The 13,571-nt window shown below is 67.7% G+C and carries 8 protein-coding genes; 6 read left to right on the top strand and 2 right to left on the bottom strand.

The features are described from left to right. Nucleotides 1-34 precede the first annotated feature (34 nt). Both C5F75_RS24425 and C5F75_RS24420 read right to left on the bottom strand, forming a co-directional pair. Nucleotides 35-460, bottom strand: a complete 426-nt coding sequence (locus C5F75_RS24425) for a hypothetical protein (RefSeq protein WP_060311732.1) — start codon at nucleotides 458-460, stop codon at nucleotides 35-37. Between the two features lie 635 nt (nucleotides 461-1,095). After that, nucleotides 1,096-2,091, bottom strand: a complete 996-nt coding sequence (locus tag C5F75_RS24420) for a LysR substrate-binding domain-containing protein (protein ID WP_059582392.1) — start codon at nucleotides 2,089-2,091, stop codon at nucleotides 1,096-1,098. Nucleotides 2,092-2,668: 577 nt separating this feature from the next. Here C5F75_RS24420 and C5F75_RS24410 point away from each other — a divergent pair. The 6 genes from C5F75_RS24410 (at nucleotide 2,669) to C5F75_RS24385 (ending at nucleotide 13,477) form a co-directional block, all read left to right on the top strand. Further along, nucleotides 2,669-4,084, top strand: coding sequence for a circularly permuted type 2 ATP-grasp protein (locus C5F75_RS24410; protein ID WP_059582390.1), 1,416 nt, complete (start codon nucleotides 2,669-2,671; stop codon nucleotides 4,082-4,084). A 64-nt stretch (nucleotides 4,085-4,148) separates the two neighbouring features. Continuing rightward, nucleotides 4,149-5,090 carry an alpha-E domain-containing protein gene (locus tag C5F75_RS24405; RefSeq protein ID WP_059582387.1) on the top strand — a complete coding sequence of 314 codons (942 nt, stop codon included), beginning with the start codon at nucleotides 4,149-4,151 and terminating at the stop codon, nucleotides 5,088-5,090. An 8-nt stretch (nucleotides 5,091-5,098) separates the two neighbouring features. Continuing rightward, complete coding sequence (locus C5F75_RS24400; RefSeq protein WP_089465541.1) at nucleotides 5,099-6,124, top strand: transglutaminase family protein; 1,026 nt, start codon at nucleotides 5,099-5,101, stop codon at nucleotides 6,122-6,124. Between the two features lie 93 nt (nucleotides 6,125-6,217). After that, on the top strand, nucleotides 6,218-9,631 hold the full coding sequence (locus C5F75_RS24395) for a transglutaminase family protein (RefSeq protein WP_104012837.1): 3,414 nt from the start codon (nucleotides 6,218-6,220) through the stop codon (nucleotides 9,629-9,631). Between the two features lie 214 nt (nucleotides 9,632-9,845). Continuing rightward, nucleotides 9,846-12,452 carry a circularly permuted type 2 ATP-grasp protein gene (locus tag C5F75_RS24390; RefSeq protein WP_104012890.1) on the top strand — a complete coding sequence of 869 codons (2,607 nt, stop codon included), beginning with the start codon at nucleotides 9,846-9,848 and terminating at the stop codon, nucleotides 12,450-12,452. Further along, entirely contained in the window at nucleotides 12,446-13,477 is a 1,032-nt protein-coding gene (locus C5F75_RS24385) for a transglutaminase family protein (protein ID WP_059582378.1), read from the top strand. Before C5F75_RS24390 ends, C5F75_RS24385 begins: the two co-directional genes overlap by 7 nt. Nucleotides 13,478-13,571: the final 94 nt, after the last annotated feature.

The following is a 13,571-nucleotide window of genomic DNA, read 5'->3' as shown; positions in this document are numbered from 1 at the left end:
GAATGACGCGATCGGAGCGGGGCGGTGCGACGTTTCACCATCGCAACTGCGTCGTGAGCGCACCCGTCTCGACGATCGCGAACTGGGTTGCTCCCTGATAGGTTCCTTCAACCCGGTAGCTCGCGTCCGGCACGCTGAACAGGCAGCGCGATCCCGATGCATTGAATTCGACGAGCACGCGCCCATGCCGGCGCAGGCGCACCTGCACGTTGGAGAGGGGCTGGCCGGTGCTCCCCGACACGAACGACACGCCCAGGTTGTACGGGCGTCCGTCAGGGGGAAGCGGCGCGGTGCCGTCGATCCGCGCGTCGCCGCAGATATACGAAATCACGTACCGGTTTGCCCCCGGACCGGACGCCGGCGGCGGGGCCGCCGATGTCTGGGCCATGGCGTTCATGCAGAGCGTGGAGAGCACGACGCTCAGGAAAGGGCGAGCCTGCTGTCGAAGCGAAGGTGACATTGCAATCTCCCGTCCGGAATCGATGACGCGCATCGACTCGGAGTCGAATTTGCCAACGTTCTTTTTGCGACACGCTATTGATACACGATGGCTTTTGAACCAACAACCGCGTGTGACCCGAATGGGACGGGAGCGAAAGATCCTATCTAAATAGGATAAGGATGGATTGGTAAGGATGTCTTAATTATGAATAAAGTCGATATTCCCGGACATGAAAATTGCTCACCGGTAGCGATGATCGAGCACGCTTTGAATCACGTCGGAGGTATCGACGTTCGTGCCGAAAAATAACGACTGATAAAAGAAACTGTTGCGCCTGTATTCGAGAAGAATCGATGAATGTTCGGATACAGACCGCATGTCGAGAAATGAGGGTGCGACGTTTTTGATCATTCCGGCTGTTACAGGTAAATAGAAACTTGTGTAACAAGGTATTTCTGTCTGGAAAATCGGTCCGAATATTCTTACTTAATACGGGAAGCAGTAAAAAGTACGACACGGATTTGCAAACGTTTGCGTTTTAATGGCGGCGGATTGGGGGCAGGTGAGGGATTTTATGGAATCCGGCGGATTATCGATTGCCGTCGAAAGAATACGCATGCGCGCCATGGATATCCACGGCGCGGACACGGCGTTCAGCGACTGCCGCCCGCGCTTCGTCGCGCGCCGCGCATTGCCGGCGCGGCCGCCTCTTCGGTGCCGATCGCCGCGTCGAGGGCCGTGCGCGGCCGGTTCATGATGTAGGCCCACAGCTGCTCGGCCGCGAGCCCGCGCTTGCGCGCCGATCGATACAGGCGGATTTCGAGTTCGGTGATCCAGTCGCCGGTGCCGGCGCAGACGAGCGTGCCGTCCGCGAGCTCTTTCGCGACGCAGCTTTCCGGCAGCCAGCCGATGCCGTGCCCGGCCACGACCATGCCTTTCAGCGCCTCGGACATATGCGTCTCGAAACACCGGTGCAGCACATACGGCTCGGTCGCGTTCAGCAGCAGCATCTCGACGATGTTGCCGAGAAAGGCGCCCGACGAATACGCGAGCAGCGGCAGCGGCGCATCGGGCGTGCCGGGCAGCTGGAACACCGGCTTGCCGCGTGCATCGGGCGACGACACGGGCAGGATTCGTTCGACGCCGAGGCTGACGAACGGAAAGTGGTTCGGATCGAGCACGATCGGCAACTGCGGATGGTGATAGCCGAGCAACAGGTCGCATTCGCCTTCGACGAGCTGCTGCACGCCTTCCGGCACGTTCACCGCATTGACGCGCGCGGTCACGTGGCCGACCTCGCTGTTGAGTTGCTTGAGCCATTCCGGAAACAGCGTGAACACGAGCGTATGCGCGACGGCGAAGCGCACGACCTGGTCGCTGGCCGCGAACTGGTCGTAGCCGTTCACGAGATTGCGCGCCGCATACATGCTGCGCAGGATGTCCGCGGCGAGCCCGCGGAACATCTGGCCGGCCGGCGTCAGTGCGATCGGATTGATGCTCCGGTCCACCAGCTTCGCGTCCATCCAGGTTTCGAGGGCGGCGATTCGTCTACTGAACGCCGATTGCGTCAGGTGCCGATGACGCGCGGCCCGGGAAAAGCTCTTGGTATCCGCCAGGCTCAGGAAATCTTCCAGCCACTTTGCTTCCATTTCGATCTTCGCTTTTTATAGTCGGGCGCCTGAAAGGGGGCGCCGTCTGCTGCGCAAACGTTCTAGCGTACCGCGCATCGCGTCGGTCGGGCCGATGTTTTTTTTCGATCGGTGTCAGTCGAAATATGCATGGGCGTTGTCGGCGGGATTACGGCTACATAGCGTTGAGGGGCCGGACCGAGTTAACCGGACAGTTCATCGCGTCGGACTGTCCGGCCCGCCCGGACGGCGCTTCCCCCGGGCCGGCTGCGCCGTGTGCGTGCCGGCCCGCCCGCTCGGGCCGGTGCCCGCCTCGTCGCTTTTGGTGCAGTGCAGATTGCACATCCGTGACACGCGGGAGAACTATGTTCGTCGGATGCGGCGCAGCATCGGCCATGCGCGTCGGCGGCGCACCGCGAGTGCGCGCCGCGTCGGCGATGCACCGTTGTGGTGCGAAACGTGGCGCGGGCGTGCCCGGCGCGGCGCAAAAACAGGGGGATATCGACGGGAGCGAACACGGCACGTTCCTTGCAAAGCATTGGTTACGCCGGTCCGGCATGCGCAATGCCGGGGAAAACGATCGATGGAGAAAAAATCGATGAAGCCATTCGATGAAATGCTGCAATCCGGCGACATGGTAAGGGCGCCTTACGCGCGCCTGAAGCAATGGCTCGACACGCAGAATCCCGCGAGCCTCGCCCAGAAGGCCCACGATGCGGAAGGCGTGTTCCGCAAGACGGGCATCACGTTCGCCGTCTACGGCGACGCGGAGGCCGCCGAGCGGCTGATTCCGTTCGACATCGTCCCGCGCATCATCTCGGGGGCGGAGTGGAGCCGGCTGTCGCTCGGCATCGAGCAGCGCGTGATGGCGCTCAACGCGTTCCTCGACGACATCTACCACCGCCAGGAAATCGTGCGCGCGGGCATCGTGCCGAAGCACCTGATCGCGCACAACGACGCGTTCATCCCGGAGATGATCGACTTCCGGCCGCCCGGAAACGTTTACACGCACATCATCGGCGTCGACATCGTGCGCACCGGCGAGAACGAGTTTTACGTGCTGGAGGACAACGCGCGCACGCCGTCCGGCGTGTCGTACATGCTGGAAAACCGCGAAACGATGATGCAGCTCTTTCCGGAGCTGTTCCAGCAGGTGAAGGTGCGCCCGGTCGAAACCTATCCGCAGATGCTGCGCCAGTCGCTCGCGGCCGTGTGCCCGCCGGGCGGCAACACCGACAACCCGACCGTCGCGGTGCTCACGCCCGGCATCCACAATTCCGCGTACTACGAACATTCGTTCCTCGCCGACCAGATGGGCGTGCACCTCGTCGAGGGCAGCGACCTGCAGGTGATCGACGGCCGCGTCGCGATGCGCACGACCGAAGGCTTCCAGCCGATCGACGTACTGTATCGCCGCGTCGACGACGCGTTCCTCGATCCGCTCACGTTCCGCCCCGATTCGGTGCTCGGCGTGGCCGGCATCATGGACGTGTACCGCGCGGGCAACATCACGATCGCGAACGCGCCCGGCACCGGCATCGCCGACGACAAGGCGATCTACTCGTACATGCCGGAGATCGTCGAGTTCTACACGGGCCGCAAGGCGCTGCTGGAGAACGTGCCGACCTGGCGCTGCGGCGAGGCCGACAGCCTGAAATACGTGCTCGAGCATCTGGACGAACTGGTCGTGAAGGAAGTGCACGGCTCGGGCGGCTACGGGATGCTGGTCGGGCCGTGCGCGTCGAAGGCCGAACTCGACGCGTTTTCCGCGAAGCTGCGCGCCCGTCCCGCGAACTACATCGCGCAACCGACGCTCGCGTTGTCCACGACGCCGATCCTGACCGACGCCGGCCTCGCGCCGCGCCACGTCGACCTGCGGCCGTTCGTGCTGGTGTCGGACCGGATCCGCATCACGCCGGGCGGGCTCACGCGCGTCGCGCTGAAGGAGGGATCGCTCGTCGTCAACTCGAGCCAGGGCGGCGGCACCAAGGACACCTGGGTGCTGGCCGACTGAGCCGGACGCGACCGCGCGCGCCGGAGCCGGCGCGCGAACCGAACGAAGACGGAGTGGACACGAGATGCTTCTGGGACGTACTGCAAGCGGGCTCTACTGGATGTACCGCTATATCGAACGCGCGGAGAACATCGCGCGCATCGTCGATGCCGGGCTGCGGATGGCGCTCACGCGCACGGCCGACGCGCCGGCCGAATGGTCGTCGGTGCTCGTCAGCTCGGGCGCCGACGACGGCTATCGGCAGAAATACGACGCGTACGCGGCCGATACCGTGACCGACTACCTGCTGCGCGACCGCGACAACCCGTCGAGCGTGCTGTCGTGCATCGAAGCCGCGCGCTCGAACGCGCGGATGGTGCGCACGGCGCTCACGCGCGAGGCGTGGGAAAGCGTGAACGGCGCGTGGCTCGCCCTGCGCCGCGCGCTCGCGCAGCCGGTGCCTGAAAGCGAGCTGCCGGCCGTGCTCGACGAAGTGAAGCGCGAAACCGCGCTGATCCTCGGCAGCTTCTACAGCACGATGCTGCGCAACGAGATCTTCGATTTCGCGCAGATCGGCGCATTCATCGAGCGCGCCGACAACACCGCGCGGATCATCGACGTGAAGTACCACCTGCTGCTGCCGTCGGTGTCGCACGTCGGCACGATCCTCGACAACTACCAGTGGGAGACGATCCTGCGCTGCGTGGCCGCGCATCGTTCGTACCGCTGGGTGTACGACGTGCAGTACAAGCCGCTCAACATCGCGGACTACCTGATCCTGAACGGCCGCATGCCGCGTTCGCTGCGCTATTGCTACGGGCGCGTCGTGTCGAGCCTGAACCTGCTCGCGAAGGATTACGGCGTGACACACCCGTGTCACGACACGGCCACGAAGATCCTGCAACTGCTGTCCGATACCTCGGTCGAGCGGATCTTCAAGAGCGGCCTGCACGAATTCCTGACCGACTTCATCGGCCGCAACAACAGCCTCGGGCTCGAAATCGCCCAGGCTTACAACTTCGACTGAGGCTTGCCATGCGACTCGCCATTCGACACATTTCGCGTTATCGGTTCGACGATCAAGCCAGCCATGCGCTGCAACGGCTGCGGCTGCGCCCGCAATCCGGCCCCGGGCAGACGGTGCGCGCGTGGCAGGTCACGATCGACGGCGTCGAGCCGACGCTGTCGTACGCCGACGGGCTCGGCAACCGGATCGACCTCGTGCGCCACGATCGCGGCGCGAAGGACGAGATCGTGGTCGTGGCGGCCGGCGTCGTCGAGACGCAGGACCGCGCGGGCATTCTCGGCAATTCCGAAGGCTATGCGCCGCCGTGGATCTTCGAGCGCGAGACCGCGCTCACGAAGGCGGGCGACACCGTGCGCGCGCTCACGGATGCGCTGCCGATCGAGCCGCACGGTCTCGACGCACTGCACTGGCTGATGACGGAAGTGCACGGCCGCATCGCATACGCGCCGAACCTGGCGGCCGATGCGCCCGTCGATGCGGAAACCGCGCTGCAAAGCGGCGAGGGCACGAGCCGCGACCATGCGCACGCGTTCATCGCGGCCGCACGCGTGCTGAAGATCCCCGCGCGCTACATCTCGGGCTACGTGTTGGCCGACAGCGCGATGCAGCGCATCGCCGATTCGAAGCAGCATGCGGGCGACGTCGAGGAGGAGGCGGCGCTCGCGCTGCAGAGCGGCGACGGCATGCAGCAGGCGCTCGGCGCGTCGCATGCCGCGCAATCGCAATCGCAAGGGCAATCGCAGTCGCAGTCGCAGTCGCAGTCGCAGTCCCAGGGGCAGCCGCAGGCGGCGCTCGGCGCGCAGCCGCAAGCCGCGTCGCTGACGCAGCAGCCGGCCGGCCATGCATGGGCCGAGGCCTATGTCGAAGGGCTCGGCTGGGTCGGCTTCGACCCGTTCATGAACCGTTGCCCGGATGAACGCTACGTGCGCATCGCGGTCGGCCTCGACCATCGCGACGCGCAGCCGGTGACGGGGCTCGGTGCGACGGCCGTGGCCGTCGAGATCAGCGTCGTGCAGTCGCCGGAACTCGTCTGACCGGCGGCGCGCTTTCGCCGAAACAGCCATGCCGGGCCGCCGCGTCGACAGCGACGCGGCGTGCGCGGCCGGCCCAACCCGACCCGAGCTCCCATGTCCATCCACGTCGCGCTGCATCACACCACCCGCTATCGCTACGACCGGCTCGTCAACCTCGGCCCGCAGGTCGTGCGGCTGCGGCCCGCGCCGCATTGCCGGACACCGATCCTCGCGTATTCGATGACGGTCGAGCCCGCGCAGCACTTCATCAACTGGCAGCAGGACCCGTTCTCGAACTATCTGGCGCGCCTCGTGTTTCCGGAGCGCACCGAGCACTTCGAGATCACCATCGATCTCGTCGCCGAGATGTCGGTGTACAACCCGTTCGACTTTTTCCTCGAAGCGAGCGCGGAGCAATATCCGTTCAGCTATGACGACGCGCTGAAGACCGAGCTCGCGCCGTATCTCGCGTGCGATCCGCAGACGAGCGCCGCGCCGCTGTTTCGCGCGTATCTCGACGGTGTGGACCGCACGCCGGCCGGCACCGTGAACTTCCTCGTCGCGCTGAACCAGCAGCTTCAGCGCGACATCGGCTATCTCGTGCGGATGGAGCCCGGCGTGCAGACGCCCGCGCAGACGCTCGAGCTCGCGTCCGGCTCGTGCCGCGACAGCGCGTGGCTGCTCGTGCAGCTGTGCCGCCATCTCGGCATCGCCGCGCGCTTCGTGTCGGGCTACCTGATCCAGCTCACGCCGGACGTCAAATCGCTCGACGGCCCGAGCGGCACGTCGGTCGATTTCACCGATCTGCACGCGTGGTGCGAGGTCTATCTGCCGGGCGCCGGCTGGATCGGCTTCGATCCGACGTCGGGCCTGCTCGCCGGGGAAGGGCATATTCCGCTCGCGTGTACGCCGCAGCCGACGAGCGCGGCGCCGGTCGAAGGGCTGATCGACGAATGCGAGGTGTCGTTCGAGCACGAGATGAGCGTGACGCGCGTGTACGAATCGCCGCGCGTGACCAAGCCGTATACGGAATCGCAGTGGGATGCCGTGCTCGCGCTCGGCTCGCAGGTCGACGGCGCGCTGGCCGCCGGCGACGTGCGGCTCACGCAGGGCGGCGAGCCGACCTTCGTGTCGATCGACGATCGCGACGGCGCCGAGTGGAACACCGATGCGCTCGGCCCGACCAAGCGCGGCTACGCGACCGAACTCGTGCAGCGGCTGCGCGCCGAATACGGCGACGGCGGCTTCCTGCATTTCGGGCAGGGCAAGTGGTACCCGGGCGAGCAACTACCGCGCTGGGCGCTGTCGATCTTCTGGCGCGCGGACGGTCAGCCCGTGTGGCACGATCCGTCGCTGTTCGCCGACGAGCGCGAGCCGTCCGCGTATACCACCGACGACGCGAAGCGCTTCATCGATGCGCTCGCCGCGCGGCTGAACCTGACCGGCGAATTCATCCGGCCCGGCTACGAGGACGTCTGGTACTACCTGTGGCGCGAGCGCCGGCTGCCCGTCAACGTCGATCCGTTCGACGCGCGCCTCGACGACGAACTCGAGCGCGCGCGGCTGCGCAAGGTGTTCGAGCAGCAGCTCGACAGCGTGGTCGGCTACGTGCTGCCGGTGAAGCGGGTGGATGACACGCCGGGTCTCGACGGGCCGCGCTGGCAGACGGGGCCGTGGTTCTTCCGCGACGAGCGGATGTACCTCGTGCCGGGCGATTCGCCGATGGGCTATCGGCTGCCGCTCGATTCGTTGCCGTGGACCGCAAGCGCCGACTATCCGTACCTCGTCGAGCGCGATCCGTTCGCGCCGCGCGACGCGCTGCCGGACGCCGCCGCCATGCGCGCCCGCTATGCGGGCCCGGCCGACGCGCCGCGCTATCTGGCGGGCGTGCATCGCGAAGCGTCCGCGCCGACCGTGATGCAGTGGCGCGACGACGGCGCGGCCGCGAGCGCTCGTGCGGGCGCGGTGGACCCGCATCGCCGGCCCGAGCGTTTCGAATCGGCCGCGTGGATCACGCGCACCGCGCTGTGCGTCGAAGTGCGCAACGGCATTCTGTATCTGTTCATGCCGCCGCTCGCCGCGCTCGAGGATTATCTCGACCTGCTCGGCGCGATCGAGCTGACCGCGCACACGCTCGGCGTGAAACTCGTGCTCGAAGGCTATCCGCCGCCGCGCGACGCACGGCTGAAGCTGCTGCAGGTGACACCCGATCCGGGCGTGATCGAGGTGAACATCCACCCGGCCGCGAGCTTCGACGAACTCGTCGACCACACCGAATTCCTGTACGACGCCGCGTGGCAGTCGCGGCTGTGCAGCGAGAAGTTCATGGTCGACGGGCGGCACGTCGGCACGGGCGGCGGCAACCACTTCGTGCTCGGCGGCGCGACGCCGGCCGACAGCCCGTTCCTGCGCCGCCCGGACCTGCTCGCGAGCCTGATCGCGTACTGGCACAACCATCCGTCGCTGTCGTACCTGTTCTCGGGGCTCTTCATCGGGCCGACGAGCCAGGCGCCGCGCGTCGACGAGGCGCGCAACGACCAGCTCTACGAGCTCGACATCGCGTTCGCGGAAATCCAGCGCAACAAGCTGCTGTTCGGGCAGGACATGCCGCCGTGGCTCGTCGATCGCGTGCTGCGCAACCTGCTGATCGACGTGACGGGCAACACGCACCGCAGCGAGTTCTGCATCGACAAGCTGTATTCGCCCGATTCGTCCACCGGCCGGCTCGGCCTGCTCGAACTGCGTGCGTTCGAGATGCCGCCGCATGCGCGGATGAGCATCGTGCAGCAACTGCTGCTGCGCGCGCTGGTCGCGCGCTTCTGGGCCGCGCCGTATACGACGCCGCTCACGCGCTGGGGTACCGCGCTGCACGACCGCTTCATGCTGCCGGAATTTCTTCGGATGGATTTCGACGACGTGCTGGCCGAGCTGCGCGACGCCGGCTTCGCGTTCGATCCGGCGTGGTTCGCGCCGCACTTCGAATTCCGTTTTCCGCTGTTCGGGCAGATCGCGGTGAACGGGATGCAGCTGTCGCTGCGCGGCGCGCTGGAACCGTGGCACGTGATGGGCGAGGAGGGCGCGCCCGGCGGCACGGTGCGCTACGTCGATTCGTCGGTCGAACGGCTCGAAGTGCGCGTGACGGGGCTGAACGACAACCGGCACGTCGTGACCGTCAACGGCCGCGCGCTGCCGCTGCAGCCGACCGGCACCGTCGGCGAATACGTGGCGGGCGTGCGCTACAAGGCATGGGCGCCGCCGTCGGCGCTGCATCCGACCATCGGCGTGCACGCGCCGCTCACGTTTGACATCGTCGATACGTGGCTGCAACGCTCGCTCGGCGGCTGCCGGTATCACGTCGCGCATCCGGGCGGGCGCAACTACGCGACGTTCCCGATCAATGCATACGAAGCCGAGAGCCGCCGGCTCGCGCGCTTCGTCGAGATCGGCCACACGCCGGGGTGGATGGAGGTCGCGGCTGCCGCGCCGAGCCGCGAATTTCCGTTCACGCTCGACTTGCGGCGGCCGTGATCGATCGATGACAGGGAGGACGACGATGCGCGGATCGCGACCTCCGGGCCCGCCGGTCGGTCGCGACGCCCCCGGAGTGCTAGGATGCGGGCAGATTGCGGTTCCGCGCTGCGGCTTGCCGCCCGACTGGCGGCGCGCGTGCGCGGCCGCACCCTGACGACGGAACGACATCGTGCCGCCCATTGACCTCGATCATCTCGCCGCCCTCGACGCGATGCCCACGCTTTTCGATACCGGCGCCCAGCCGGACGCCGCCGAACTGGCCGCCGCGCTCGCGGCGCCGGCCGCCGCCGGCCGTTACGACGAACTGCGCGGCAGCGCGGCCGGCCTGCACGCGCCCGCGCTTGCGCCCGCATGGCGCAGTTTCTTCACGTCGATCGGCAGCGACGGCGTGGCCGACCTCGACCGCCGCGCCGATGCACTGCACCGGCGCATGCGCGAGAACGGCCTGTTCTACCAGTTGCACGAGCAGCGCGCCGGCGACGGCGCGGTCGGCCCGTGGTCGCTCGACCTGCTGCCACTGATCGTCACACCGGAGGATTGGGTCGGGATCGAGCGCGGCGTGCTGCAGCGCGTGCGGCTGCTCAACGCGACGCTGGCCGACCTGTACGGGCCGCAGACGATCCTGCAACGCGGGCTGCTGCCGCCCGCGCTCGTCACCGGCCATCCCGGCTATCTGCGCGCGATGCGCGGCGCACGCGTGCCGGGCGATACGTGGCTGCACGTCGTCGCGTTCGATCTCGCGCGCGGCCCCGACGGCCAATGGCGGATCGTCGCGCAGCACACGCAGGGCGCGGCCGGGCTCGGCTACCTGCTCGAAAACCGGCTGATCGTGTCGCGGCTCTTTCCGCGCGGGTTTCGCGGGCTGCGCGTGCAGCGCCTCGCATCCGCGTATCGCGCGCTGCTGCAAAGCATGCAGTCGCTCAGCCCCGCCGCGAAGAATTCGCGGATCGTGCTGCTGACGCCGGGGCCGCACAGCGCGACCTATTTCGAGCATGCGTATCTCGCCCGCTATCTCGGCCTCACGCTCGTGGAAGGCGGCGACCTGACCGCGCGCGACAACCGCGTATTCCTGAAGACGCTCAGCGGGCTCGAGCCGGTGCATGGCATCCTGCGGCGCGTCGACGATGCGTGGCTCGATCCGCTCGAACTGCGGCCCGATTCGATGCTCGGCGTGCCGGGGCTGTTGCAGGCCGTGCGCGCGGGCAACGTGCTGCTCGCGAACGCGCCGGGCTCGGGTTTCCTCGAATCGCCGGCGATGCTCGGCTTCATGCCGCGTCTCGCGGAAGCGCTGCTCGGCGAAACGCTGACGCTGCCGGCCGTGCATTCGTGGTGGTGCGGCGAGGCGGCCGCGTGCGACGACGCGCTGCCGCAGCTCGCGCGCAGCATCGTCAAGGCATCCTATCCGCCCGACGTGCAGGAAGGCGGGGCGTTCGAACCGGTGATCGGCGCGCGGCTCACGCAGGCGCAACTGGCGGAATGGCGCGCGCGGATTCTCGCGCGGCCCGAACACTATACGGTGCAGGCCGACCTGCCGCTGTCGCAGGCGCCGACCTGGCCGCGGCCCGATGCCCCCGACGGCAACGGCAGCGCACGGATCGTGCCGAAGCCGCTGCTGCTGCGCGTGTTCGCGCTTGCGGACGGCGCGCGGCGCTGGCGGCTCCTGCCGGGCGGGCTGTCGCGGGTCGGCACGCGCGACGCACTGTTCAACGCGCCGATGCCGCGCGGCGGCAGCACCGTCGATACGTGGGTGATGACCGAGGGCATCGTCGATTCGACGACGCTGCTGCAGACGCACCTCGGCCCCGACGATCTCGTCGAGCGGCCGCGCGCGATCGCGAGCCGCGCGGCCGAGAACCTTTTCTGGCTCGGCCGCTATACCGAGCGCGCGACCAACCTGATGCGCCTCGCGCGCGCCGCGCTCGAACGGCTGCGCGGCGAAGACGACGTCGACAGCCCCGCGCATCTGGAACTGATCGACACGCTGTGCCGCGACACCGGGCTGGTCGCGGCCGACGCGCCGCACGCCGTCGATGCGCCGCAGGCATTTCAGTACGCGCTGGCGACGTCGCTCACGCGCGGCGGGGATCGCACGTCGGGCATCGCGTCGTGCCTGTTCGGCATGCGCGGTGCGGCCGCCGCGATCCGCGAACGGCTGTCGAGCGATCAGTGGCGGCTGATCGACGACGCGACCCAACTGTTCGCGGACAGCGCAGGGCAGCCGGAAGCCGAGGAGCAGATCGGCAACGACGCGCTGCAGTTGCTGGAGCGCCTCGGGCTGCTGCTCGGCGCGATCACCGGCGCGCAGACCGACAACATGACGCGCGACGACGGCTGGCGATTGCTGTCGATCGGCCGACAGATCGACCGGCTCGACTTCCTGTGCAGCGTGCTGAAGTTCGCGTTCGACGAAGGGGCCGTGCATCGGCAGGACGGCTTCGAACTCGTGCTGGAACTGTTCGACAGCACGATCACGTTCCGTTCGCGGTTCCAGCGCGGCTTCGACGTCGCGCCGCTGCTGTCGCTCGTCGTGCTCGATACCGACAATCCGCGCTCGCTCGGCTGGGTCGTGCAGGCGCTGCGCGGCCGGCTGACGAAGGTCGAGCGCAGCGAAGGCTACGCGCTGTCCGAGCTGGCCGAGACGGTTCCGGACATACCCGCGTGGTCGCTCCACGAGCTGTGCGAGACCGCCGAAGGCGGCCGGCACGACAAGCTGCTCGCCGCGCTCGACACGACGGTGAAGGCGGTGTGGGAACTGTCGAACCGGATCGGCGAGCGCTATTTCAGCCACGTGCGCGAGGCGGGCAGGACGCTATGGTGATGATGAAAGGCGCACCGAAAACGCCATCCGGTGCCGGCCATGCACGGCAGGCAGCGGCCGAGGCTCCGGCCGCCGTCGCGCCGGGCCGGTTGCTGCGCGTCACGCACGACACCGAATACCGCTACGCGGCGCGTGTCGAATCCGCGCAGCACCAGGCTCGCCTGCAACCGCTCGCGACGCCGCGCCAGCAGATGCTGTCGTTCTCGCTCGACATCGAGCCCGCGCCGGAATCGGTCTGCACCGAGATCGACGCGTTCGGCAACGCGCGTGCGTCGTTCGCACTGAACCAGCCGCACGACGCGCTGCTCGTGCGCAGCCGCAGCACGGTGCGCGTGACGCCGCCGATGTGGTCGCTTGGCGCCCGCGGCGAGCCGCCGCCGTCGATCGCGAATCCGGACGCCGCGCACGCCACCGCATGGGAGGCCGTGCGCGACCGCTTGCGGTTCCGCGCGGGGCAGCCTTACGACCCGGCGAGCGAGTTCGTGTTCGCGTCGCCGCACGTGGCGTGCGACCCCGAACTCGCCGCATACGCGGCCGCGAGCTTCACGCCGCAACGGCCGCTCGTGCAGGCGGCGTGGGATCTGATGCGGCGTGTGCATGCCGATTTCGCGTACACGCCGAACAGCACCGACATCACGACGTCGGCACTCGACGCGCTGCGGTTGCGCAAGGGCGTGTGCCAGGATTTCGCGCACGTGATGATCGGCGCGCTGCGCTCGCTCGGGCTGGCCGCGCGTTACGTCAGCGGTTACCTGCTCACGCAGCCGCCGCCCGGGCAGCCGCGGCTGATCGGCGCCGACGCGTCGCATGCGTGGGTCGACGTGTACGATCCGGCGTGGCCCGAGGATGGTGGCTGGCTGCAACTCGATCCGACCAACGATCGTGCGCCCGGCGACGACTACGTGATGCTGTCGGTCGGCCGCGATTATGCCGACGTGACGCCGCTGCGCGGCGTGATCCGCGGCGGCGGCGCGGATCAGGAGCTGAAGGTCGGCGTGACGGTCGAGCCGCTCGATGCGGCTTGACGGTACTGCCGGGCGGGGCTCGCACCCTTTAAGTCTTCGTTAATACTGCACGCCTAGCATGGTGATGCTGGCGAACGGTCCGAACTCAGGTCCG

The organism is Burkholderia anthinoferrum, assembly GCF_002925705.1.
GTDB lineage: Bacteria > Pseudomonadota > Gammaproteobacteria > Burkholderiales > Burkholderiaceae > Burkholderia > Burkholderia semiarida.
This window is presented reverse-complemented; position numbering and strand designations above follow the sequence as displayed.

What these genes read in the sequence shown, in the direction of transcription:
- C5F75_RS24390 (WP_104012890.1), top strand. Translation starts at nt 9,846, where the DNA reads ATGCCCACGCTTTTCGATACCGGCGCCCAGCCGGACGCCGCCGAACTG.
- C5F75_RS24425 (WP_060311732.1), bottom strand. Translation starts at nt 460, where the DNA reads ATGTCACCTTCGCTTCGACAGCAGGCTCGCCCTTTCCTGAGCGTCGTG.
- C5F75_RS24410 (WP_059582390.1), top strand. Translation starts at nt 2,669, where the DNA reads ATGAAGCCATTCGATGAAATGCTGCAATCCGGCGACATGGTAAGGGCG.
- C5F75_RS24400 (WP_089465541.1), top strand. Translation starts at nt 5,099, where the DNA reads ATGCGACTCGCCATTCGACACATTTCGCGTTATCGGTTCGACGATCAA.
- C5F75_RS24395 (WP_104012837.1), top strand. Translation starts at nt 6,218, where the DNA reads ATGTCCATCCACGTCGCGCTGCATCACACCACCCGCTATCGCTACGAC.
- C5F75_RS24405 (WP_059582387.1), top strand. Translation starts at nt 4,149, where the DNA reads ATGCTTCTGGGACGTACTGCAAGCGGGCTCTACTGGATGTACCGCTAT.
- C5F75_RS24420 (WP_059582392.1), bottom strand. Translation starts at nt 2,091, where the DNA reads ATGGAAGCAAAGTGGCTGGAAGATTTCCTGAGCCTGGCGGATACCAAG.
- C5F75_RS24385 (WP_059582378.1), top strand. Translation starts at nt 12,446, where the DNA reads ATGGTGATGATGAAAGGCGCACCGAAAACGCCATCCGGTGCCGGCCAT.